General features: G+C 70.9%; 21 protein-coding genes, 1 pseudogene and 1 riboswitch. Of the genes and pseudogenes, 16 read left to right on the top strand and 6 right to left on the bottom strand.

Features of this window, described 5'->3' with window-relative positions:
• The first annotated feature begins 98 nt into the window (after positions 1-98).
• The 4 genes from rpe (at position 99) to ACZ4SA_RS25465 (ending at position 4,602) form a co-directional block, all read left to right on the top strand.
• Positions 99-785 (top strand): ribulose-phosphate 3-epimerase, encoded by a 687-nt coding sequence (gene rpe, locus ACZ4SA_RS25480; RefSeq protein WP_468278682.1) that lies wholly within the window; start codon positions 99-101, stop codon positions 783-785.
• A 110-nt stretch (positions 786-895) separates the two neighbouring features.
• The gene (locus ACZ4SA_RS25475) at positions 896-1,939 is read left to right on the top strand and encodes a sugar-binding transcriptional regulator (RefSeq protein WP_468278648.1); all 1,044 of its coding nucleotides are present in this window, start codon (positions 896-898) and stop codon (positions 1,937-1,939) included.
• Positions 1,940-2,106: 167 nt separating this feature from the next.
• Positions 2,107-3,549 carry a GuaB1 family IMP dehydrogenase-related protein gene (locus tag ACZ4SA_RS25470; RefSeq protein ID WP_468278645.1) on the top strand — a complete coding sequence of 481 codons (1,443 nt, stop codon included), beginning with the start codon at positions 2,107-2,109 and terminating at the stop codon, positions 3,547-3,549.
• Positions 3,550-3,726: 177 nt separating this feature from the next.
• Positions 3,727-4,602 (top strand): RNA polymerase sigma factor SigF, encoded by an 876-nt coding sequence (locus ACZ4SA_RS25465; RefSeq protein WP_468278642.1) that lies wholly within the window; start codon positions 3,727-3,729, stop codon positions 4,600-4,602.
• A gap of 143 nt (positions 4,603-4,745) precedes the next feature.
• Here the strand turns inward: ACZ4SA_RS25465 and ACZ4SA_RS25460 are convergent, their stop codons facing one another.
• On the bottom strand, positions 4,746-5,147 hold the full coding sequence (locus ACZ4SA_RS25460) for an ATP-binding protein (protein WP_468278640.1): 402 nt from the start codon (positions 5,145-5,147) through the stop codon (positions 4,746-4,748).
• Positions 5,148-5,377: 230 nt separating this feature from the next.
• Between ACZ4SA_RS25460 and ACZ4SA_RS25455 the strand changes: the two genes are divergently transcribed.
• The 6 genes from ACZ4SA_RS25455 (at position 5,378) to ACZ4SA_RS25430 (ending at position 12,896) form a co-directional block, all read left to right on the top strand.
• A complete protein-coding gene (locus ACZ4SA_RS25455) occupies positions 5,378-7,492 on the top strand; it encodes a sensor histidine kinase (RefSeq protein WP_468278637.1) in 2,115 nt (704 codons plus the stop codon).
• Positions 7,493-7,495: 3 nt separating this feature from the next.
• Complete coding sequence (locus ACZ4SA_RS25450; protein ID WP_468278634.1) at positions 7,496-7,864, top strand: DUF742 domain-containing protein; 369 nt, start codon at positions 7,496-7,498, stop codon at positions 7,862-7,864.
• 245 nt (positions 7,865-8,109) lie between these two features.
• Positions 8,110-9,564, top strand: a complete 1,455-nt coding sequence (locus ACZ4SA_RS25445) for an amino acid permease (RefSeq protein WP_468278631.1) — start codon at positions 8,110-8,112, stop codon at positions 9,562-9,564.
• 96 nt (positions 9,565-9,660) lie between these two features.
• On the top strand, positions 9,661-10,113 hold the full coding sequence (locus ACZ4SA_RS25440) for an Lrp/AsnC family transcriptional regulator (RefSeq protein ID WP_468278629.1): 453 nt from the start codon (positions 9,661-9,663) through the stop codon (positions 10,111-10,113).
• A gap of 242 nt (positions 10,114-10,355) precedes the next feature.
• Positions 10,356-11,150 (top strand): carbon-nitrogen hydrolase family protein, encoded by a 795-nt coding sequence (locus ACZ4SA_RS25435; RefSeq protein ID WP_468278626.1) that lies wholly within the window; start codon positions 10,356-10,358, stop codon positions 11,148-11,150.
• 51 nt (positions 11,151-11,201) lie between these two features.
• Positions 11,202-12,896, top strand: coding sequence for a flavin monoamine oxidase family protein (locus ACZ4SA_RS25430; protein ID WP_468278623.1), 1,695 nt, complete (start codon positions 11,202-11,204; stop codon positions 12,894-12,896).
• Positions 12,897-12,964: 68 nt separating this feature from the next.
• Here ACZ4SA_RS25430 and ACZ4SA_RS25425 read toward each other — a convergent pair whose 3' ends face one another.
• Positions 12,965-13,669, bottom strand: coding sequence for a DUF5995 family protein (locus ACZ4SA_RS25425; protein WP_468278620.1), 705 nt, complete (start codon positions 13,667-13,669; stop codon positions 12,965-12,967).
• Between the two features lie 232 nt (positions 13,670-13,901).
• Positions 13,902-15,116 (bottom strand): MFS transporter, encoded by a 1,215-nt coding sequence (locus ACZ4SA_RS25420; RefSeq protein WP_468278617.1) that lies wholly within the window; start codon positions 15,114-15,116, stop codon positions 13,902-13,904.
• Between the two features lie 105 nt (positions 15,117-15,221).
• On the opposite strand from ACZ4SA_RS25420, the gene ACZ4SA_RS25415 reads away from it, so the two are divergent.
• Positions 15,222-16,394: an ROK family transcriptional regulator gene (locus tag ACZ4SA_RS25415; RefSeq protein WP_468278614.1), complete on the top strand. Its 1,173-nt coding sequence runs from the start codon at positions 15,222-15,224 to the stop codon at positions 16,392-16,394.
• A gap of 322 nt (positions 16,395-16,716) precedes the next feature.
• Here ACZ4SA_RS25415 and ACZ4SA_RS25410 read toward each other — a convergent pair whose 3' ends face one another.
• The 3 genes and pseudogenes from ACZ4SA_RS25410 to ACZ4SA_RS25400 form a co-directional block, all read right to left on the bottom strand.
• Entirely contained in the window at positions 16,717-17,625 is a 909-nt protein-coding gene (locus tag ACZ4SA_RS25410) for a GlxA family transcriptional regulator (protein ID WP_468278679.1), read from the bottom strand.
• Positions 17,626-17,635: 10 nt separating this feature from the next.
• Positions 17,636-18,235 (bottom strand): isochorismatase family protein, encoded by a 600-nt coding sequence (locus ACZ4SA_RS25405; RefSeq protein ID WP_468278611.1) that lies wholly within the window; start codon positions 18,233-18,235, stop codon positions 17,636-17,638.
• A gap of 213 nt (positions 18,236-18,448) precedes the next feature.
• A pseudogene (locus ACZ4SA_RS25400) lies at positions 18,449-18,687 on the bottom strand (IS5/IS1182 family transposase); the annotation flags it as partial.
• Positions 18,688-18,840: 153 nt separating this feature from the next.
• A riboswitch (FMN riboswitch) is annotated at positions 18,841-18,971 on the top strand.
• Between the two features lie 158 nt (positions 18,972-19,129).
• Between ACZ4SA_RS25400 and ribD the strand changes: the two are divergent.
• The 5 genes from ribD (at position 19,130) to ribH (ending at position 23,406) form a co-directional block, all read left to right on the top strand.
• A complete protein-coding gene (gene ribD, locus ACZ4SA_RS25395) occupies positions 19,130-20,224 on the top strand; it encodes a bifunctional diaminohydroxyphosphoribosylaminopyrimidine deaminase/5-amino-6-(5-phosphoribosylamino)uracil reductase RibD (RefSeq protein ID WP_468278608.1) in 1,095 nt (364 codons plus the stop codon).
• Positions 20,225-20,833: a riboflavin synthase gene (locus tag ACZ4SA_RS25390; RefSeq protein WP_468278605.1), complete on the top strand. Its 609-nt coding sequence runs from the start codon at positions 20,225-20,227 to the stop codon at positions 20,831-20,833.
• A gap of 5 nt (positions 20,834-20,838) precedes the next feature.
• Positions 20,839-21,483, top strand: coding sequence for a nicotinamide mononucleotide transporter family protein (locus ACZ4SA_RS25385; protein WP_468278676.1), 645 nt, complete (start codon positions 20,839-20,841; stop codon positions 21,481-21,483).
• A gap of 53 nt (positions 21,484-21,536) precedes the next feature.
• Positions 21,537-22,820 carry a bifunctional 3,4-dihydroxy-2-butanone-4-phosphate synthase/GTP cyclohydrolase II gene (locus tag ACZ4SA_RS25380; protein WP_468278673.1) on the top strand — a complete coding sequence of 428 codons (1,284 nt, stop codon included), beginning with the start codon at positions 21,537-21,539 and terminating at the stop codon, positions 22,818-22,820.
• Between the two features lie 100 nt (positions 22,821-22,920).
• Positions 22,921-23,406, top strand: coding sequence for a 6,7-dimethyl-8-ribityllumazine synthase (gene ribH, locus ACZ4SA_RS25375; protein WP_468278602.1), 486 nt, complete (start codon positions 22,921-22,923; stop codon positions 23,404-23,406).
• The last annotated feature ends 20 nt before the right edge of the window (positions 23,407-23,426 follow it).

The following is a 23,426-nucleotide window of genomic DNA, read 5'->3' as shown; positions in this document are numbered from 1 at the left end:
GGATTGCGGTGGACTGCGCCGGTCCGACCGGCCCTTGGTCCGTACCCGAGTACCGTCCCGGGGAGGGGAAGTGCCCGAGGGCATGGCAGGCTTGGCCCATGGCCGTTCAGATCAATCCCAGCATCCTCTCCGCGGACTTCTCCCGACTGGCGGAAGAGGCGAAGGCCGTCGAGGGCGCCGACTGGCTCCACGTCGACGTGATGGACAACCACTTCGTGCCCAACCTCACCCTGGGCGTGCCGATCGTGGAGTCGCTCGCGAAGGCGACGGACATCCCGCTGGACTGTCATCTCATGATCGAGGATCCCGACCGCTGGGCTCCCCAGTACGTCGAGGCCGGCGCCGGTTCCGTCACGTTCCACGTCGAGGCCGCCGCCGCCCCCGTGCGGCTGGCGCGTGAGATCCGGGCGAAGGGTGCGCGGGCGTCGATGGCGCTCAAGCCGGCCACGCCCATCGAGCCGTACGAGGATCTGCTCTCCGAGCTCGACATGCTCCTGATCATGACGGTGGAGCCGGGCTTCGGCGGGCAGGCGTTCCTCGACATCATGCTGCCGAAGATCCGCCGTACCCGTGAGCTCATCTCCAAACACGGCCTCCCGCTGTGGCTGCAGATCGACGGCGGAGTGTCGGCGTCGACCATCGAGCGGTGCGCGGAGGCCGGCGCCGATGTCTTCGTGGCGGGCTCGGCGGTCTACAGCGCGGACGATCCGGCCGCGGCGGTCCGGATGCTCCGTGAACAGGCGACGGCGGCGACCGCCTCCGCGGCCTGGGCGTGCGGCCACTGACGCCATGGCCGCGCTTGTTCAACCGATGTTGGCCCAACGGGGCTGATCAAGGACAGACGGATCTGACAGGATGGCGGGTCCGGAGTGTGTACAGCGGTAAGTGTGTACGGATGAACAGCAGTGAGGAGATCGCGGTGTCTGCTAGGTCGGCGGGACGGTCTGCCCTGCGGATGGGACCCGCCGAGCTTGTTCAGGCGGCGGCCATGGCCCGCCGCTTCTACCTCGAGGGCAAGTCCAAGATCCAGATCGCGGAGGAGTTCGGCGTCAGCCGCTTCAAGGTCGCGAGGGTCCTCGAGACGGCGCTCGAGCGCGATCTCGTACGCATCGAGATCCGTGTCCCCGCGGAGCTGGACGCCGAGCGTTCCGACGCGCTGCGTGCCCGCTTCGGCCTGCGGCACGCGGTCGTCGTCGAGTCCCCGGCCGAGGCCGCGGACGAGTCGCCCGACCCGGAGAACCTGGGCGAGGTCGCTGCCGACCTGCTGGGCGAGCTGGTGGCTGAGGGTGATGTGCTGGGTCTGGCCTGGGGCCGGTCCACCATCCACATGGCTGCCGCCCTCGACCGGCTGCCGCCCTGCACGGTCGTCCAGCTCACCGGCGTGTACGACGCGGGCACCGCGGAGCGCGGCTCCGTCGAGGCCGTACGAAGAGCGGCGCAGGTCTCCGGCGGCGAGGCGCACCCCATCTACGCCCCGATGCTGCTGCCCGACCCCGCGACGGCCGCGGCGCTGCGCCATCAGACGGGTATCGCGCGGGCCTTCGAGTACTTCGACAAGGTCACCGTCGCCTGCGTGTCGATCGGCTCCTGGGAGCCCGGCATCTCGACCGTCCACGACATGCTCTCCGACGAGGAGCGCGCCCACTACGCCTCGCTCGGTGTGGCCGCCGAGATGTCGGCCCACCTCTTCGACACCCAGGGCCGCCGGGTCGGCCGTGACCTGGGGGAGCGCTGCATCACCGTGGAGGCGGACCGGCTGCGCCGTATCCCGGAGGTCGTGGCCATCGCGGGCGGCGCCCGCAAGGCGGAGGCGATCGGGGCGGTGCTCCGGTCCGGCCTGGTCACCAGCCTGGTGACGGACACGGCCGCGGCCGATCTGCTGCTGACCGCGGCCCCCGGCCCGCGCCCCGCCCTGGAGCGCGCGGACCCGGACGACTGACCGGCGCCCTCGGCGTCAGCTTGGACGATCGCACCAGGTCACCCCCTCTGACCTGGACGATTGTCCCGGGTCGGTCCGGGCTGCCGGCATGGGAGAATGAAGTACGTGCGTCTTCCTCCGGCTGTATCGCCGGGGGGCCAACTCCGATCGACTGGGATGTTCAGCACGTGCGTTTCCTCAATGACATCAAGCCGCCGTACGACCTGACGTACGACGATGTGTTCATGGTCCCGAGCCGCTCGGCCGTCGGTTCGCGGCAGGGTGTGGACCTTTCCTCGCCGGACGGGACCGGCACGACCGTGCCGCTGGTCGTCGCCAACATGACCGCCATCGCCGGCCGCCGGATGGCCGAGACCGTCGCACGGCGCGGTGGGCTCGTCGTCATTCCGCAGGACATCCCGATCGAGGTCGTGACCGACGTCATCTCCTGGGTGAAGACGCGGCACCTCGTGCTGGACACCCCGATCATCCTGGAGCCCCACCAGACCGTCGCCGACGCGCTGTCCCTGCTGCCCAAGCGGGCGCACGGCGCGGGCGTCGTCGTGGACGAGGACCGCAGGCCGGTGGGCATCGTCACCGACCACGACCTGGCCGGCGTCGACCGCTTCACCCAGCTGTCCGAGGTCATGTCCAAGGACCTGCTGCTGCTCGACGCGGACATCGACCCGCGCGAGGCGTTCAACACCCTCGATGCCGCCAACCGGCGTTACGCCCCCGCCGTGGACGGTGACGGCAGGCTGGCCGGTGTGCTGACCCGCAAGGGCGCGCTGCGCGCGACCCTGTACACGCCCGCCGTCGACGCCCAGGGCAAGCTGCGCATCGCCGCGGCGGTCGGCATCAACGGCGATGTCGCGGGCAAGGCGAAGCAGCTGCTCGACGCGGGCGTCGACACGCTCGTCGTCGACACCGCCCACGGTCACCAGGAGTCGATGATCAGCGCGGTCAAGGCCGTTCGGGCGCTCGACCCGCAGGTGCCGGTCGTCGCGGGCAACGTCGTCGCCGCCGAGGGTGTCCGTGACCTGATCGAGGCCGGCGCCGACATCGTCAAGGTCGGCGTGGGCCCCGGCGCCATGTGCACCACCCGCATGATGACCGGCGTCGGCCGGCCGCAGTTCTCGGCCGTCCTCGAATGTGCCGCGGAGGCCAAGAAGTTCGGCAGGCACGTCTGGGCCGACGGCGGTGTCCGCCACCCGCGCGATGTGGCGATGGCCCTGGCCGCGGGCGCGTCCAACGTCATGGTCGGCTCGTGGTTCGCAGGGACGTACGAGTCGCCGGGCGACCTCCAGCAGGCCCCCGACGGCCGGTTCTACAAGGAGTCCTTCGGCATGGCGTCCGCGCGTGCCGTGCGCAACCGCACCAGCGAGGAGTCCGCGTACGACAGGGCGCGCAAGGGTGTGTTCGAGGAGGGGATCTCGCACTCGCGGATGTATCTCGACCCGAGCCGTCCGGGCGTGGAGGACCTGATCGACTCGATCATCGCGGGTGTCCGCTCCTCGTGCACGTACGCGGGCGCGGGCTCGCTCGAGGAGTTCGCGGCGAAGTCGATCGTCGGTATCCAGAGCGCCGCCGGTTACGCGGAGGGCAAGCCCCTGCACGCCAGCTGGAGCTGACACTCTCGCGCAGGCAAGCTCCTCCGTCCCGACCGGAGCTGACACTCGGTCATTCGTCCGGTCCCCGCACGCGGGGGCCGGACGAACTGTTTCAGGCCAACGCGTTCGAAAGGGAATGTGTCCCGGCAACGGGGGTAGGCGCCTTTGCGTACTGACATCGGAGCAGGGGAGGACGAAGTGTCCACGGCGAGCACGGTCCCAACCGAATTCACGCAGCCTGGAGTACAGGGCCCTGACTTGGCGCAGCTGGACCTTCCTGACGTGGAGAACCCGGGGGAGGTCGCGCCGAAGGACGCACGGGAGATTTCCAGGGTCTTTTTCGTCCGGCTCACCGAGCTGGAGGAGGGCACGCACGAGTACCAGTACGTGCGCAACACCCTCATCGAGCTCAACCTGGCACTGGTGAAGTACGCCGCGGGCCGCTTCCGTAACCGGGCCGAGCAGATGGAGGACATCGTCCAGGTCGGCACCATCGGCCTGATCAAGGCGATCGACCGGTTCGAGCTCAGCCGCGAGGTGGAGTTCGCGACCTTCGCCGTTCCGTACATCGTCGGCGAGATCAAGCGGTTCTTCCGTGACACGAGTTGGGCCGTGCATGTTCCGCGCCGCCTCCAGGAACTGCGGATCGATCTCGCCAAGGCGGTCGACGAGCTCTCGCAGAAGCTGGACCACGCACCGACCACCGCGGAACTCGCCGAGCACCTCGGGATGGACGAGGAGGAGGTCATCGAGGGCGTTGTCGCGAGCAACGGCTACACGGCCGGCTCGATCGACATGCCCATGGACGATGCCTCCGACCACGCCTCGGTGCCGCTGTCCGACCGGTTGGGCGCGCCGGACGCCGACCTGGAGACCGCGGAGAACGTCCAGGCGCTCAAGCCGCTGATCGAGGAGCTCGACGAGCGCGACCGTCGGATCCTGCAGATGCGGTTCGGCGAGGAGATGACGCAGTCGGAGATCGGCGCGGAGCTCGGCGTCTCCCAGATGCATGTCTCCAGGCTGCTGGCCCGTATCACCGGCCGGCTGCGTGAGGGGCTGCTCGCCGTGGAGTGAGCTCGGCCGTGCACCGGGTGGTCGGCCGTGGTCGGCCACCTGTCCTGATACCGATTCCCCCCACGGCAGAAGCGGCGTTCCGGGCAACCGGGACGCCGCTTCTGCTTGCGCGTTCGCGCGCCGGCAGGTCAGTGCAGGTCAGTTCAGCGGACAGTGGTCGCCGGGCGCACCCACGTCGCCTCGACCCGCTTGCCGAAGGGGAGCTGGCGAACCTCGACCTGACCCGCGAGCTGCTGCACCATGTGCCAGCCGAATCCTCCGCCGCCGCTGAAGTCCGGCTGCCTGGCGACCGGCGGCGAGGGGCTGGAGTCGTCCATCTGAACCACCAGAGCGTCGTGCCCAGCTGTCAGGTGCAGTCGCCACCAGCCGGCGGTGTGCCGCACGGCGTTGGCGACCAGCTCGGTCACGACGAGCAGCACCGCGTCGGCGTCGACCCAGGGGCAGTGCTGCAGCAGGAACTCCGCGGTGGCCGTACGGGCGCCCGCGCTGTGCCTGCTCTCGTGATGCGGCGATTCCTCAATCACCACATGTGGCTGTGCGTTCATCAGCGCTTCGCCTACCCAGAAGTCGCGCACTTATCAACCCAGAAGTCGCGCACTTATCAACCCCGAAGTCGCGCACCTATCAACCCCGAGAACCGGCCGGGTCGAGTTACTTCGGGAAACGTTGCGCTGGGCATGCCAAGTCCCGTAGCTTGACGACCCCTACCGGAGGGTAACCACGGTCGGGCCGCCACTTTCCGCCCGAGTTGTTCCAGGTGCCCCAGGGGGATCACATGCGCCGGCGACTCCGCCGCCCCACGATCCGCGGCCGGATCGTGACACTCACCGTCGTGCCCGTCGCCGCCCTCACGCTGCTCTGGGCCTTTGCCATGGTGTCGGTGACGGGTGACCTGCGGGCGCTGCTCAGGGTCCAAGGGGTGTACGAGTCGTTCGGCACGCCCATCGACACCGCCGTGGGCCAGATCCAGATCGAACGACGTCTCGCCGCTGCCTACCTCGGCTCGGGGCAGGGCAGCGACCGGGAGGCCCTCGCCGCCCTGCTGAGTCAGCAGCGGGGGACCGACCGGACGGTGACCGCCATGCGGGAGGCGATCGGGGACCGCGAACGGCGCGATGACCTCACGCACGCGCAGCGGCAGTCCGTCGACGCGATGGCCGGAGCGGTCGACGCTCTGGAGGGACTGCGCGTGCGGGTGCTGGCACGAAAGCTCGCCTGGGACGCTGCGATCACCGAGTACACGACGTTCGTCGAGCCCGCGTTCGACGTCCAGTCCTCGCTCACCGCTCTGCAGGCCGGCCGGCTCGCCCGGGAAAGTCAGGTCGTGATCGAGCTGGTGCGCGTACGGGAGTTCCTCTCCCGCGAGGACGCCTTCGTCGCCGGGGCTCGCGCGTCGGGAGCCCTGACGGACCGGCAGTACGACACCCTCACCGCGACCATCGAGGACCGGCGGGTCTTCCACCGCACCTACGTCCCCGGCCTGCCGGACGACTCCCGACGTCTGTTCACCGACTTCGAGCGCGGGGAGGAGTACCTGGCCCTCACTGCCGGCGAAGACGCTCTCCTAAGGTCGGGCGCGGACCGGGCCGGCGAGGCCATGGCCGCCGACTCCTGGCGCACCACCACCGACCGCGCGGTCAAGCGGTACATGCTGCTGTGCACAGAGGCGGCCCTGAACGCCGCGGACCGCGGGCGGGCTTTCGCCTACCGGGAGATGGTCAAGGCCGCGGGCGTCGGCGTGGCCGGGCTCGTCGCGGTCGGCCTGTCGATCCGGCTCTCCATGGTGAGCGGGCGGCGTATCTCCCGGCGTCTCGAGGAACTGCGCGACGCCGCCGACCTCCTGGCCACCCACCGGCTCCCCGACGTGATGCGCCGGCTCGCGGCGGGCGAGCAGGTGGATGCCGCCGAAGCCGCTCCGCCGCTCGAGTTCGGCGACGCGGCCGACGGGCGCGCGGAGGCCGACGAGATCTCCCAGGTGGGACGGGCGCTGAACGCTGCGCGGCTGGCCGCTGTCGAGGCAGCCGTCAAACAGGCAACACTCCGCCGGGGCGTCTTCGCGGTGCTGCTCAACATCGCCCGGCGCAATCAGACACTGGTGCACCGGCAGTCCAAACTCGTCGACACCCTGGAACGGCGCACCAGCGACCCGGACGTGCTGGAGGACCTGTTCAAGATCGACCACCTGACGACCAGGATGCGCCGCCACGCGGAAGGCCTCATCATCCTGTCCGGCGCCGCGCCGGGACGCCGCTGGCGCGAACCGGTACCGGTGGTGGACGTCGTCGCCGCGGCGGTCGGCGAGATCGAGCACTACACCCGGGTCGTCGTGCCGCCGATGCCGGCGGTCGGCGTCGGGGCGGACGCGGTCGCCGACGTCGTACATCTGATCGCGGAGCTCGTCGAGAACGCCACAGCCTTCTCCCCGCCCTTCACCCAGGTCACGATGCGGATGGCAGAGGTGTCCGGCGGCTTCGTGCTGGAGATCGACGACCGCGGGCTCGGCATGGGCCCGGCGGAGCTGGAGCGGGCACACGCGGTGCTGGCCGCGCCGGGCGACTTCGACCCGGCGCAGGACGAGCGGCTCGGCCTGTACGTGGTCGGCCGCCTCGCCGGGCGCCACGGCATCAAGGTGACGCTGACGAGATCGCCGTACGGAGGCACAACGGCGGTGGTGATGCTGCCGACGGGGGTCCTCGCCTCCGAGGACCCGCTCGCCCCGCCCGTCAACGGCACCTGTTCCCCGGCCGGTCCAGGACCGGAGGACCAGGCGGCTGCGGGAGCACTGCCCCGACGGGCACGGCAGGCCTCGAGCGCACGGCCGCCCTCGGCAAAGGACGCGGACAGCGATACCGGCGGACGCGGCGCGGAGGCGCCCGCGCGGGGCGAGTAGCCCGTGGACGACCACTGGTACGAGGACGAGACGGGCTCGCTGGTGCGGCCCTACACCGTCACCCGCGGCCGGACGCGCCCCGACGCCGACGTCCGCCTCGACCTGATGTCCCAGGTCACCGCCGTGCCCGGCGCCATACCCCGGCCGGGTCTCGACCACGCCTGCGTCTCACTGCTGGACATGGTGCGCCGTGCGCCCCGCCCCGTCGCCGAAGTGGCGGCGGACGCCGACCTGCCCCTCACCGTCGTACGGGTCCTGCTGGCCGACCTCGCCGCGCAGGGACTGATCGAGGTGCGCCCGCAGACCCGCTCCGCGGCTGCCGCCGACCCCGAACTGCTCCGCGAGGTCGTGGAGCGATTGAGGCACCTGTGACGCTGTCGTTCACCCCGGCGCAATGTTTCCTCGTGCCTCCCGTCAGCGCGCAATGATCGGCCGTCGATGCGCAACAACGATGCATTACGGCTGTGAGCAGCGGACTCGTAGGCTCGACCCCCGTACCAGGAGTGGCGGCGACCGTCTGCTCGGCGGTCCCTCACCCATGCACAGGCTCTACAGGCATGCTCGCGGGCCGCCGCGGGGTCGCCCCCGCCGATCCGCAGCGATGAAGGAGCCCCGACGTGCAGGACACCGGCGCAGCGCCACCCGCGACCCACCCGTCGCCCGACAGCAGTCCCCGGCCGGGTTCCCGGCTGATGCGGCGCAAGCCCGTCGAGCGCCTTGTGGCAGAAGGCGGGCAGGGGGAGGGCGGCGCGCTGCGGCGCTCACTGTCCATGTGGCAGCTGACCATGATCAGCATCGGTGCCACGCTCGGCACGGGCATCTTCGTCGTGCTCGGCGAAGCGGTTCCCAAGGCCGGCCCCGCCGTCACCGTCGCTTTCGTGATCGCCGGTCTGACCGCGCTTTTCTCGGCCCTGTCGTACGCCGAGCTGGCCGGCACCATCCCTGTCGCCGGCTCCTCCTACTCGTACGCCTACGCGACGATGGGCGAACTCGTCGCCTGGGTCTGCGGCTGGTGCCTGATCCTCGAGTACGGCGTGTCGGTCGCCGCCGTCGCGGTGGGCTGGGGCGAGTACCTCAACGAGCTCCTCGACGGCACACTCGGCGTCACCATCCCCGACGCCCTGTCCGCGCCGCCCGGCGACGGCGGGTTCTTCAACCTGCCCGCGCTGATCGTCGTGCTGCTGGCCATGGTCTTCCTGCTCGGCGGTGCCCGCGAGAGCGCCCGGGCCAACACCGTCATGGTGATCGTGAAGATCGCCGCCCTCGTGCTCTTCTGCGCCGTGGGCGTCCAGGGCTTCCGCAGCGGCAACTACGAGAACTTCATGCCGCTCGGCATGGCCGGCGTCAGCGCCGCCGGAGCGTCGCTGTTCTTCTCGTACATCGGCTTCGACGCCGCGTCCACGGCAGGCGAGGAGGCGAAGAACCCGCAGCGGGACCTGCCGCGCGCCATCATGCTCTCCCTGCTGATCGTCACCGCGCTCTACGTCCTGGTCGCGGCTGTCGCCGTAGGGGCCCGCCCCTGGAAGGGCTTCGGCGAGTCCGAGGCCGCACTGGCCGGGATCATGGAGGACGTCACCGGCCAGAGCTTCTGGGCCGTGCTGCTCGCCGCCGGTGCGGTCATCGCCATCGCCAGCGTCGTCCTGACCGTGCTGTACGGGCAGACCCGCATCCTGTTCGCCATGTCGCGCGACGGCCTGGTGCCCAAGGTGTTCTCCCGGGTGCACACGAAGACCGGCGCGCCCCGCGCCAACACGATCATCGTCTCGCTCTTCTGCGGAGGCCTGGCGGCCGCCGTCCCCCTCGGACGGCTGGCCGACGCCACCAGCATCGGCACCCTGTTCGCGTTCGCTCTGGTCAACGTGGCGGTCGTGGTGCTCCGCCGGACCCGCCCGGAGATGAAGCGGACCTTCCGGGTACCGCTGTCGCCGCTGTTCCCGGCGATCGGCTTCGCGTTCTGCGTGTGGATGATGTTCAGCCTCGACACCATCACCTGGATCGTGTTCGGCGTGTGGATGGCGGTGGGCCTCGCGGTCTACTTCGGCTACGGCATGCGCAGGTCGGCCCTGCGGTGAGGGCCGGCGAGGGACGATGTCCCCCATGTCCCTGATGGATACTGTCCTGACCGGGGAGCCGTCGCTTCCCGGTCAGGACCGAGCATGGTGTGAAAGTTGCTGAACGACCTCGACGAGCGCATCGTCCACGCCTTGGCGGAGGACGCCCGCCGCTCCTACGCCGACATCGGCGCCATGGTGGGGCTGTCCGCCCCCGCGGTGAAGCGGCGGGTCGACCGGCTGCGCGCCCAAGGCGCCATCACCGGCTTCACCGTGCGGGTCGACCCCAAGGCCCTCGGCTGGGCGACCGAGGGGTTCATCGAGATCTACTGCAGCCGCAACACGTCGCCGGAGGCGATCGAGCGGGGCCTCAAGCGCTACCCGGAGATCGCGTCCGCCTCCACCGTCACCGGTGAGGCGGACGCGATCGTCCAGGTCTTCGCCTCCGACATGCGCCACTTCGAGCGGGTGCTCGAGCGCATCGCCGGCGAGCCGTTCGTGGAGCGCACCAAATCGGTCCTGGTGCTCTCCCCGCTGCTGCGGCGGTTCTCCTCGGGCGCGCCCGGGTAGCGGCCCGTCCCGTCCACGAGGCGGGCGCCGTGCCGCCGACCCGTACGACCCCGGTGGCGCCGCCCCCGCCGCCCACCTGCATGACCAGGCACGACGGGGCGCGCAACGAATCGCCGCCCTCCCGGCACACGACGCAACGGATCGACCGGCCGCGCGCAACGGTCGCGCCTTGTCCGGGCCGAGCGCCGGACCGTACCTTTTTAGACGTCTCCCGTTCATCCGCCCCATGCCCGAGGTCACCCATGCCCCTGCGCACCGCCCTGCTCCAGAGTTCCGGCCGCCCGGGCTCGGTCGCGGACAACCTGAAGGTGCTGGATGAAGCGGCGGGGCGTGCCGCCGCGGCGGGCGCGGGGCTGCTCGTCTGCCCCGAGATGTTCCTGACCGGCTACGCGATCGGTGACGACGTGCCGAAGCTGGCCGAAGCGGCCGACGGGCCCGGCGCCGGTGCTGTCGCCGAGATCGCCGCCTGCCACGGCATCGCCGTGCTGTACGGCTATCCCGAACGGGCTGGTGAGGTGATCCACAACTCCGCCCAGCTGATCGACGCGTCCGGCGCGCGCCTCGCGAACTACCGCAAGACGCATTTGTTCGGCGGCTTCGAGCAGAAGTGGTTCACCCCCGGCGACCGGCCCGTCGTCCAGGCCGAGCTCGCCGGCATTCGCATCGGCCTGCTGATCTGCTACGACGTGGAGTTCCCGGAGAACGTCCGGGCGCATGCGCTCGCCGGCACCGACCTGCTGCTGGTGCCCACCGCGCAGATGCATCCCTTCCAGTTCGTCGCCGAGTCCCTCGTCCCGGTCCGTGCCTTCGAGAGCCAGATGTACGTCGCGTACGTCAACCGGACCGGCCAGGAAGGGGAGTTCGAGTTCGTCGGGCTGAGCTGCCTCGCGAGCCCCGACGGAGTCGTGCGCACCCGCGCGGGCCGTGGCGAGGAACTCGTGACCGGGGACGTCGACCCCGAGCTGCTGATCTCCTCGCGTGCGAACAACCCGTATCTGCGCGACCGGCGTCCCGGCCTGTACGGCTCCCTGATCTGACGCCTTCCCGCCCCCACCGCTCCACCCTTCCCCGCAAGGAGTCCGTACCCCATGACGTCCACGGTGCCCACCACTGCCGTCCAGCACAGCGACACGCAGCCGCCGATCACCATGTTCGGTCCGGACTTCCCGTACGCCTACGACGACTTCCTGGCCCACCCCGCGGGCATCGGCCAGATACCCGCGACCGAGCACGGCGCCGAGGTCGCGGTCATCGGCGGCGGGCTCTCGGGCATCGTCGCGGCTTACGAGCTGATGAAGATGGGGCTCAAGCCGGTCGTCTACGAGGCGGACCGGATCGGCGGCCGGCTGCGCACGGTCGGCTTCGACGGCTGCGATCCGGAGCTGTCCGCCGAGATGGGCGCGATGCGTTTCCCGCCGTCGTCGACGGCGCTGCAGCACTACATCGACCTGGTGGGCCTGACCACCGAGCCGTTCCCCAACCCTCTCGCCCCCTCCACGCCGTCGACCGTCGTCGACCTCAAGGGCCAGTCGCACTACGCGGAGACCATCGACGACCTGCCGCAGGTCTACCGCGACGTGATGGACGCGTGGAACGCCTGCCTGGAGGAGGGCGCCGACTTCTCCGACATGAACCAGGCCATGCGCGAGCGCGACGTCCCGCGCATCCGCGAGATCTGGGCCAAGCTCGTCGAGAAGCTCGACAACCAGACGTTCTACGGCTTCCTCTGCGGCTCAGAGGCGTTCAAGTCGTTCCGGCACCGCGAGATCTTCGGCCAGGTCGGCTTCGGCACCGGCGGCTGGGACACCGACTTCCCCAACTCCATCCTGGAGATTCTGCGGGTCGTCTACTCGGAGGCCGACGACCACCACCGCGGCATCGTCGAGGGCAGCCAGCAGCTGCCGCTGCGCCTGTGGGAGCGCGAGCCCGCCAAGATCGTGCACTGGCCGCTGGGCACGTCGCTGTCCACCCTGCACGACGGCGACCCGCGCCCGGCCGTCACCCGGCTCGACCGGACCGCCGGCAACCGCATCACGGTCACGGACGCGTCCGGCGACATCCGTACGTACCGGGCGGCGATCTTCACGGCCCAGTCCTGGATGCTGCTGTCCAAGATCGCCTGTGACGACTCGCTCTTCCCCATCGACCACTGGACGGCGATGGAGCGGACCCACTACATGGAGTCCTCCAAGCTGTTCGTGCCGGTGGACCGGCCGTTCTGGCTGGACAAGGACGCGACCACCGGGCGCGACACCATGTCGATGACGCTCACCGACCGGATGACCCGCGGCACGTACCTGCTGGACAACGGCCCCGACAAGCCGGCCGTCATCTGCCTCTCGTACACCTGGTGCGACGACAGCCTGAAGTGGCTGCCGCTGTCCGCGAACGAGCGGATGGAGGTCATGCTCAAGTCGCTCGGCGAGATCTACCCGAATGTCGACATCCGCAGCCACATCATCGGTAACCCGGTCACGGTGTCGTGGGAGAACGAGCCTTACTTCATGGGCGCGTTCAAGGCGAACCTGCCCGGTCACTACCGCTACCAGCGGCGCCTGTTCACCCACTTCATGCAGGACCGGCTCCCCGAGGACAAGCGCGGCATCTTCCTCGCCGGTGACGACATCTCATGGACTGCCGGCTGGGCGGAGGGCGCCGTGCAGACCGCACTCAACGCGGTGTGGGGCGTGATGGCCCACTTCGGCGGCACGACCGACCCGTCGAACCCGGGCCCGGGCGACCTCTACGACGAGATCGCGCCGGTCGAACTGCCCGAGGACTGACGGCGGACACGCGGGCGCCCTGGTGCCGGTCACACGGCTCGGCACCAGGGCGTCTCCGGTCGTGCGGCTCAGCGCCAGGGCGTCAGGAGACAGCGCCCGACCAGGCCGACGCCCGCGTCGAGACGCTCGGTGAACTCGTCGGCGAGGTCGGGCAGTTCTCTCAGTCCCCACAGCAGCCGTGCCGCCGACCAGGCGCCGTCGCGGGCCCGCTCGAGGCTCCAGGCGCCCACCAGATGCGTCAGCGGGTCGGCGATCTCGAGCAGATCGGGGCCGGGCATCAGATCCTCCCGGATCCGTTCCTCGAGCAGGACGAGGATGTCGCCGACGCGGTCGAACTCGCCTTCCACGTCGGCGGGTTCGCAGCCGAGCGCATGACAGGTGTCCACCACGGCGAGGGCGAGGTCGTGCCCGATGTGCGCGTTGATCCCGGCGAGGGCGAACTGCACGGGCCGTACGCCGGGGTGGCGGCGGTACTGGAACAGCGGTCGCCAGCAGGCGGGCGGACGCAGGCCCTCGGTGTCCGCGTCCACGGCCGACAGGTACCGCCGGGCGAACAGCACGTCGAGGGTGATGGCGGCTTTCCGGTCGGGGAAGCGACCGCCCTCGACATGCCGGACGATCTCCTCGGTGACCGCCAGATAGACCCGGTTGAACACAGCGACCCCGTCGCCCGCCGGCCACGCGGTGCCGAACGCCTGCATCCGCTCCACCACGGAATCGACCGCGGCCGGTGTGCACTCGGGCCGCACCGCGAAGTGTTCCGTCTGCGCCATGGGGGCAGCGTCCCAGCCCCCGGCCAGCCGACGCGGTGACGGGCCGGAGCTTCCCCGAAAAGAGGGACGTTTCGCCACCGAGCTCAGGGCACCGGGCCCCGATGCTTGAGCGGGTCCCGTGCTTCAGCGGCGCGTGCCGCCCGTGCCCGGGCATGGAGCGCTGTGGGTCGGGCGGCGCCCGCGGCGACAGGCCGGTCCGTACCCCGTGCGGCCCGCCGTGGAGTCGGGCGGCTCAGAGCAGCGGGTCGTGAAGTGCCCGCTCCGCGGAGCCGGCCTTCACGTTCTCCCGCCCGGCCGAACGCAGCACACCGGCGCCGAGCACCAGACCGCACGCCAGGGCCGTCACCAGGCCGAACGACACGACCAGGCTCGTAGCGTCGGCGACCGCGCCGATCGCGGACGGGGCGATCAGGCCCGAGGTGTAGGTGATGGTCGCGACGCCGGCGATCGCCTGACTCGGATTCGGCCCGCTGCGCGCCGCCGCGGCGAAGGCGAGCGGTACGACCACGGCGACACCGAGACCGATGAGCGCGAATCCGCAGAGGGCGACCGCGGGATGCGGCGCGAGCACCACCACCAGCCCGCCGATCGTCGCCGACACTCCGCCGACCCGCACGGTCCGCACCGAACCGAAGCGGTCCACGATCCGGTCCCCGGCGAGCCGCGCCACCGCCATCGTCAGCGCGAAGGCCGTGGTCGACGCGGCCGCGAGACCCGGTGAGGTGTTCAGTACGTCCCGCAGGTAGACCGCGGACCAGTCCAGGCTCGCCCCCTCGGCGAACACCGCGCAGAAACCGATCGCGCCGATGACCAGAGCCGACTTCGGGGGAAGGGCGAACCGGGGCGGCGGCTCCTCGTCGACGGAGCTGCGCAGGTCCAGTACGCCCTGACAGGCGAGCAGTCCGAGCGATGTCAGCGTCAGGGCCGCCAGAGTGTGGTGCAGCCGTGCGTCGCTGCCCAGATGCGCGGCGAGCGTGCCGCCCGCGGAGCCGATGAGCGCGCCCGCGCTCCACATGCCGTGCAGACCGGACATGATCGAGCGGTCGAGGCGGTTCTCGATCTCCACGCCCAGGGCGTTCATCGCCACGTCGGACATGCCGGAGGTCGCGCCGTAGACGAACAGTGCCGTGCACAGGGCGAACAGGTTCGGCGCGAATGACGGCAGGACCAGGCTCGTGGTCCACAGCGCGAGCAGACCGCGCAGTGCGGTGCGCGCGCCGAAACGATGGCTGACCGCCCCGGCCAGCGGCATCGCGACGGACGCGCCGATCGCCGGGAAGGCGAGAGCGAGACCGAGCTGACCGGCGCCGACCGCGGCATGGTCCTGGATCCACGGGATGCGCGTCGCGAAGCTGCCGGTCACGGCCCCGTGCACACAGAAGACAGCGGCGACGGCGAACCGGGCGCGCTTCAGCTGCCGCGGTCCGACGATCAGTTCGCTCGACATGCGGATACCTCCCCGAGAACGTGCGAGGTAAACTATCAGGAACCATTCCTGATAAATAGCGCCAGTCGTCGATCGGCCGATCCGCTCGTCTGAAAGGATTCCGGCATGCCCGCATCTCCGAGCACCGCCCGGGCCATCAACGACCGACACGCCCTGGAACTGCTCCAGCACGAAGGCCCGTTGACGGCAGGACAGCTGAAGACCATGACCGGCCTGTCCCGGCCCACCGTCGCCGACCTCGTCGAGAGGCTCCAGGGATCGGGCCTGATCCAGGTGGTCGGCGAGGCGGGCGCGCAGCGGCGCGGACCGAACGCCAGGCTCTACGGGATCGTCGCCGACCGTGCGCACTTCGCCGCGCTCGACGTGCGCACCCAGAGCGTGACCGTCGTCGTAGCCGACCTCCTCGGCACCCGGCTCGCCGAGGCGTCCCTGCCCATCGGCGGCGACATCGACCCCGGGCCCGCGGTCGACAGGGCTGCCGCCCTGGTGGAGCGAACGGCCGCCGACGCCGGCGCCACCCGTCTGCACAGCGTCTGCATCGGCGCGCCCGGCCTCATCGACCCCGCCGACGGCGAACTCCGCGACACCACCGGCCTCCCCGCCTGGCACCGGATGCTCGTCCCGGCCCTCCATGACCTGCTGCCCGCCCGAGTGATCGTCGAGAACGAGACCAATCTCGCGGCGTTCGCCGAGCAGCGCCTCGGCGCGGCGCGCGACCGCGACACCTTCGCCTACCTCTGGCTCGGCCACGGCATCGGCGCGGGCATCTTCCTCGACGGCCGCCTGCGCAGAGGGGCGTCCGGCGGCGCGGGCGAGATCGGCTTCCTGCCCGTGCCGGGGACCGCGGCCATGCCGTCCGCGGTCGACTGCGAGGGCGGCTTCCACTCGCTGGCCGGGTCGGCGGCGATCTGCGCGCTGGGGGAGGAGTACGGGATCGCCGGCGCCGTCGGGACGCAGGAGCCGCCCGCGGCGGGCGTCGTCAGGTCGGCGGTGGCTGAGGACCGCAGCGACTTCCTCGACGCCCTCGCCCACCGCCTCGCCCTCGGCGCGGCCGCGGTCGCCTCGGTGCTCGACCCCGGGTTCGTCGTCCTCGGCGGCGAGGTCGGTCACGCGGGGGGCGAGGCTTTGGCGGCGAGGGTGGGGGAGCGGGTGGCGGGGCTGTCGCCACTTCGGACGGAGGTCCGGGCGGGGGCGTTGGGGGGCTCGGCGGTGCTGAGCGGGGCGTTGCTGACGGCGGGGGAGGCGGCACGGGGGGAGCTGTTCGCGGGGGCGGGGTGAAGGGGCGGGTGGGGCCGCTGCGCGGGGCCGTTTCCCCACCCCGCCCCTTCCCGAACCGGGGGGTGCTGCCCCCGTGCCCCCGTGCCCCCGTGCCCCCGTGCCTCGACCGCCGGCGGGGCTGGGGTGGGCGGTCTTGTCGGGGCTTCGCCCCGAACCCCGCGTCTCATACGCCGGGGAGGCTGGGTTTGCCCCGCCCCGGGCCGCCGCGCCTCGACCGTCGGCGGGGCACCTGCGGCACGTCGAGGCCGGGGGGTACAGCCCGTCGGGGCGACAGGACTCCTGGGAAGGGGCATGGGAGACGCCGGGAGCGAGCCTGACGCTGTCAGGTCGTGCGGGCGCGGAGGCGGCGCAGCATGCGTGGGTCCTCGAAACCGACTGAGCGGGCGGCGGCGTCGATCGTCGCGCCGTGGCTGATGAAGTGTTGGGCGCGTTCGAGGCGGAGGGTCTGCTGGTAGCGGAGTGGGGTGAGCCCGGTGGCGCGGCTGAAGAGGCGGGTGAGGGTGCGTTCACTCACGCCGACGGCCGCGGCCAGGGTGGGCAGGGGGAGCGCTTGGTCGAAGCGGGCGTCGATGAGGTCCTGGGCGCGGTGCACGGTGTCGTCGAGGTGGGACCGATGCCGGAGCATCGCGCTGGACTGCGGTTCATGGCCGTTGCGGCGAGCGTAGACGACCATTTCCCGGGCCACTTGGGCGGCGGCGGCCGGGCCGTGCCGGGTCGCGACCAGGTGCAGGGCCAGATCGATGCCGCTGGCGATGCCGGCCGAGGTGATCACCCGGTCGTCGGCGGTGAACAGGACGTCGCGGACGACCACCGCCCTGGGGTGGCGCAGGGCCAGCTCGTCCTGCACGTCGTGGTGGGTGGTGCAGTGGCGGCCGTCGAGCAGGCCGGCCTGGCCGAGCGCCTGGGCTCCGGCGCAGACGCTGGCCACCGTGCCGCCCCTGGCGTGGTGGTCCCGGAGGACCTGGAGGGAGGCGGCGCCGATGGCGGGGCCGTCGGCCAGGGTGCCTGTCCGCCAGCCGGGCACCACGATCAGATCCTCGGGCCCGAGCTCGGGCCAGTCGAGCCCGGCCACCAGAGGCAGCCCCTGGGCGGTGGAGACCTGTGGCTGCTCGGCGACGTAGGCGAGCGTGTAGGGGTGCCCGAAGTCGGCGGCCGTGGAGAAGACCTGCGCAGGGCCGGCCAGGTCCAGCAAGTGGACTCCGGGCACCAGGAAGAAGACGATGTGGCTCACGATTCGGTCATCATGCATGAAGTCCTGCTGCGGCCTCCAGCTGGTCGATCGTCGCGATGGTGGCGAAGCGTCCGGCGAGGGCGTACTCGGTGCGCCTGATGACCTCTTCGGCCGGCAGCGTGCGGGGGTCGGCCAGCAGATCGGCGACGCTCTGGTCGGCGGGAGCGTCGCGGTGGGGGATGGGATTGGTCGCGGTCGCGTCGATGACAAAGGTGACCCGGTAGCCGAGGTCGCCGGCGACGCGGGTGGTTGTCTCCACGCACTGCTCGGTGCGGATGCCGCAGACGGTGAGCTCGCGGATACCGCGCGCGGTGAGGAGTTGCTGCAGGTTGGTGGTGGTGAAGGCGTTGTGCGAGGTTTTGTGGATCAGCGGCTCCCCGTCCGCTCGCTCCAGCTCCTTCATCAGCCGGACATGGCCGAGGGCCGGGTCGAAGACATCGCCGGCGCCGGGCTCGCAGTGCAGTACCCATATCACCAGGTCCCCGGCCTGACGGGAGAGCCGGACCAGGCGGTTCACCTGGTCGGCGATCTTCAGGTCGGAGGTGGTTTCCCACAGCGGACGGGCGCGGAAGGACTCCTGGACATCAATGACGATCAGTGCTCGGGTCATGTCCTCAAGCCTGGCCGCGCGGGCGGGGCAGCGACAGGCCCCATCGGGTCCGGCAGCGGACCGATCCGGTCATCAGCAGGTCAGCGACGCAGCGCACCTTCGGTGAGCGCCGGGGGCGTGGTAAATCCCGTGGCGTGCGCCGGGGGTGCTTCTGTCTGCCCTGACCTGGACCCATTTACGCGACAGAGGCAGTTGAGCAACGGCAACAGGGGCGGCTGCTTCCAGGTCGGCGATGCGGTCGAGGGCGGCAGGAAGGAGCGTGTGGTCGCGGATGCTGGCCGGCGCCGGGTCGGTGACCAGCGGTATGCCATGCCCATCCGTCAACTGCGAGCGTTCGAGGCCGCGTTTGGCCGGTCGACGGGGCTCTTGCCGGCGCACTCGCCGCCGGAGGGAGCCTTGGCGATGCAGCCGTCGGCGGACAGCTGCTCGAGTTCGAGGTCGATCATCCGGTCGCAGTAGAGGACTGGACCAGTGCGTCAGTAGGTCTGGACCATTCCCGTCGAACATGACGGCGGGTGACGTCGTGTGCCTGTATGTGAGCCAGTCCACAGCGATCACCCGCATGGCTCACCGGGAGACGTGGCACACTGGCCCTGTATCAGCAGCAGCGCACTCCGGGGTCGGTGCAATTCCGAACCGGCGGTTACAGTCCGCGACCCGTCCGCAGCCAGCGGCCGGTTGACCAGGTGAAATTCCTGGACCGACGGTTAAAGTCCGGATGGGAGGCAGTGCGCGGCGGGTGACACCAACAGGTGTTCGCCGGCCGTCCGTCGGTCGCCGTTTCCATGGGCGGCCGTCGTATTCGGCGTCGGCGTCACTGGCCCTGGCGTTGTTCCCGCTCTCTGTCGTCATCGACAGCCCCGGAGTCCGTGCCCGAAGAGGCAGGAGGACCCGGTGGCCACCGCAGCCGACACCGACGCGATGCGTCGAGCGATCACGCTCGCCGCCCGCGGACTCGGCGCCACCAGCCCCAACCCGGTCGTCGGGTGCGTCATCACCGATGCCTCGGGACACATCGTCGGCGAGGGCTGCCACCAGCGCGCCGGGGGACCGCACGCCGAGATCCACGCCCTCCGCGCGGCCGGCGTCCTCGCCCGCGCCGGCACCGCTTACGTGACCCTCGAGCCCTGCAACCACACCGGCCGCACCGGCCCCTGTGCCCAGGCCCTGATCGACGCCGGTGTCGCCCGCGTCGTGTACGCGGTCGCCGACCCGAACCCGCAGGCAAGCGGCGGCGCCGACACCCTGCGTGCGGCCGGCGTCGAGGTCGGGCACGGTCTGCTGGAGGAGGAGGCCGAAGCCGGCAACACCGCCTGGCTCACCGCCGTGCGCCTCGGCCGCCCGTACGTCACCTGGAAGTACGCCGCCACCCTCGACGGCCGCATCGCGGCCGCGGACGGCAGTAGCCGCTGGATCAGTTCCGCCGAGTCCCGTGCCGACGTGCACCGGCTGCGCGCCGAGTCCGACGCGGTCGTGGTCGGTTCCGGCACGATGCGTTCCGACGACCCGCACCTCGCGGTACGCGGCATCGAAGGCGCCACCCAGCCGCTGCGCGTCGTCGTCGACACCGAGGCCGCCGCAGTGCGGCCCGGCGCCCGGGTCCTGGACGACGCGGCCGCCACCGTGGTCGTCGTCGCCGACGACCTGGAGCCCGAGGAGTTCACGCGGACCGGAGCCGGCGAGACGTGGAGCCTCAAGCGAGGGCCCCGCGGGATCGACATCCCCGAGCTGCTGCGCGCCCTGCACGGGAGCGGAGTCCGCTCCGTGCTCCTGGAAGGCGGCCCGACCCTCGCCGGCTCCTTCGTCGCCGCCGGCGCCGTCGACCGCGTCATCGGCTACATCGCCCCCGTACTCCTCGGCGCGGGCCCCGCCGCCCTCGCCGACGCCGGAATCACCACCATCACCGAAGCGTTGCGGCTCGACGTGACAGAGATCGTCGGCATCGGCACCGACCTGCGCGTCACCGCGATCGTCCCCAAGGGAGCTTGAGTGTTCACCGGAATCGTCGAAGAACTGGGTGAGGTCACCGCCGTCGAGGACCTCGGCGACTCGTCCCGCTTCCGACTGCGCGGCCCGATCGTCACCGAGGGCGCGAAGCACGGCGACTCCATCGCCGTCAACGGCGTGTGCCTGACCGTCGTCGAGTCCGGCGGCGGCGAGTTCACCGCCGACGTGATGGCGGAGACGCTGAAGCGCTCCAGCCTCGGCGTGCTCCGCCCGGGCTCCCGGGTGAACCTCGAGCGTCCCACCGCGGTCGGCGCACGGCTCGGCGGCCACATCGTCCAGGGCCACGTCGACGGCACAGGCGCCGTCGTCGAGCGCACCCCGTCGGAGAACTGGGAGATCGTCAGAATCTCGCTGCCCTCCGGTCTCGCTCGATACGTTGTCGAGAAAGGCTCGATCACCGTTGACGGCGTGAGCCTTACCGTGGTCGACGCGGGACCCGACAGCTTCACGATCAGCCTCATCCCCACCACGCTCGCGCTGACCACGCTCGGCATCAAGCAGCCGGGCGACCCGGTCAACCTCGAGGTGGACATCATCGCCAAGTACGTCGAGCGGCTGCTCGCCGCGAACGCCGAGGAGAGTGCGAAGTGAGCGGGGTGTCCTGGCTCAACTCCGAGGCGTTCACCGCCTTCGACCAGCACATCAAGTGGTCCGACATGATCGGCAACATCGTCGGCCTGGTCGCCCTCGCGCTCGGCTGGCGGCGCTCCATATGGACCTGGCCCGCACAGTTCGTCTCCGGCGTCATCCTCTTTGTCGCCTTCGCCTCGTCCCATCTGACCGGCAGCGCCGGCAAGCAGGTCGTCGTCATGGCCGTCGCGGCCTGGGGCTACTGGCAGTGGACCCGCGGCCGGCAGCAGGCGCAGGACGGCTCGATCGCCGTCAGGTTCGCGACCTGGCGCGAACGCGGCTGCCTGCTGGGGGGCGCCGTCGTCGGAACCCTCGCTGTCGGCGGCCTGTTCACCCTGTACCCGTCACTGTCGTGGGACCCGTGGCCCGACGCGTACATCTTCATCGGCACGCTCGTCGCCATGTTCGCCCAGGCGCGCGGCATGGTCGAGTTCTGGTTCGCCTGGCTGCTCGTCGACCTGGTCGGCGTCCCGCTCAACTTCGCCAACGGATTCGCCTTCTCCGGCTTCGTCTACGTCGTCTACGGCGCGCTCGTCCTGTGGGGCCTGCGCGACTGGTGGCTGCGCTCCCGGACGAGCGCCGAGCCCACCCTGGAAGGAGCGGCAGCATGACCGCCCGCACGTCACCCACCACCGCCCTGCCTGAGGCCCTTCGGGCCACCCCTATGACTCAAACCTGGTACTCCACCGACAACGTCGAGGACCTCTCGCTCGACCCTGTCGAGCAGGCCGTCCGCGACATCGCCGCCGGCCGTCCCGTCGTGGTCGTCGACGACGAGGACCGCGAGAACGAGGGCGACCTCGTCATCGCCGCGGAGAAGGCCACGCCCGAGGTCGTCGCGTTCATGATGAGCGAGTGCCGCGGCCTGATCTGCGCCCCCATGGAGAACGACGAGCTGGAGCGGCTCGAACTGCCCCAGATGGTCGGCCGCAACACCGAGTCGATGCAGACCGCCTTCACCGTCTCCGTCGACGCCGGACCCGCCTACGGTGTCACCACCGGCATCTCCGCCGCCGACCGCGCCACCACCCTGCAACTGCTGGCCGGCGGCCAGGCAGGCCCCGCCGACTTCGTACGGCCGGGCCATGTCTTCCCGCTGCGTGCCAAGCCCGGCGGCGTCCTCACCCGCCCCGGTCACACCGAGGCCGCCGTCGACCTCGCCCGTCTCGCGGGACTGCGCCCGGCCGGCGCGATCGTGGAGATCGCCGGCGAGGACGGCGTGATGCTGCGGCTGCCCGAACTGGTCCCGTTCGCCCGCAAGCACGGGCTGACGATCATCTCCATAGAGGACCTGATCGCCTACCGCCGCAGCTCCGAGCCGACGGTCAAGCGCGAGGCCGAGGTCCACCTGCCCACCTCCGCCGGTCAGTTCACCGCCTACGGCTACCGCTCGACCGTCGACGGGATCGAGCATGTCGCGCTCGTCCACGGCGACATCGGCGACGGCGAGGACGTTCTTGTGCGCGTCCACTCCGAATGCCTCACCGGCGACATCTTCCACTCGCTGCGCTGCGACTGCGGCCCCCAGCTCAACGCCTCCATGGAGCGCGTCGCGGAGGGCGGCCGCGGAGTCGTCGTCTACCTGCGCGGCCACGAGGGCCGCGGCATCGGCCTGTTGTCCAAGCTGCGCGCGTACGAGCTCCAGGAGCGCGGCCGGGACACCCTCGACGCCAACCTCGAACTCGGCCTGCCCGCCGACGCCCGCGACTACGCCGCGGGCGCGCAGATCCTCGAGGACCTCGGCGTGCGCAGCGTGCGGCTGATGACCAACAACCCCGACAAGTCCGCCGCCCTCGTCAGCCACGGCATCACCGTCCTCGGACGCGAGTCGATGCCCGTCCAGGCCGGCGAACACAACCTCCGGTACCTGCGCACCAAGCGCGACCGGATGGGCCACGACCTGCCCTGGCTCGACGCGGCCACCGCGACGACCTGCGGCAACCAGTAGTTCCGCGCGACCGGCGACCGTGACCAGCAAGCACGGTCGGTAAGCACGACCATCAAGCACGACCAGCAAGACCGACACGGCTAGTACGGCTAGGAGAAACATGAGCGGCAAGGGTGCGCCCGAACTGTCCGTCCGCAACTGCGGGGACCTGCGGGTGGCAGTGATCGCGGCCCAGTGGCACGAGAAGGTCATGGACGGCCTCGTCGACGGCGCCCTGCGCGCACTGCACGAGCTCGGCATCGACGAGCCGACGCTGCTGCGTGTCCCCGGCAGCTTCGAGCTGCCCGTCGTCGCCAAGGTGCTGGCGGGCCGCGGCTACGACGCGATCGTCGCCCTCGGCGTCGTCATCCGCGGCGGCACGCCCCACTTCGAGTACGTGTGCCAGGGCGTCACCCAGGGGCTGACCCAGGTCTCCGTCGACACCGGCGTCCCCGTCGGCTTCGGCGTGCTGACCTGTGACACCGAGGAACAGGCGCTCGACCGGGCCGGAATCGAGGGGTCGAACGAGGACAAGGGCCACGAGGCCGTCACGGCGGCCGTCGCCACCGCGACCATTCTGCGTTCAGTATCCGAACCCTGGCGCTGAGCAGCGGCCACTTCCGCGTA

Source organism: Streptomyces sp. NPDC027962 (assembly GCF_055566095.1).
The sequence above is the reverse complement of the archived record's forward strand: the minus strand, read 5'-3'. Positions and strand labels throughout refer to the sequence as shown.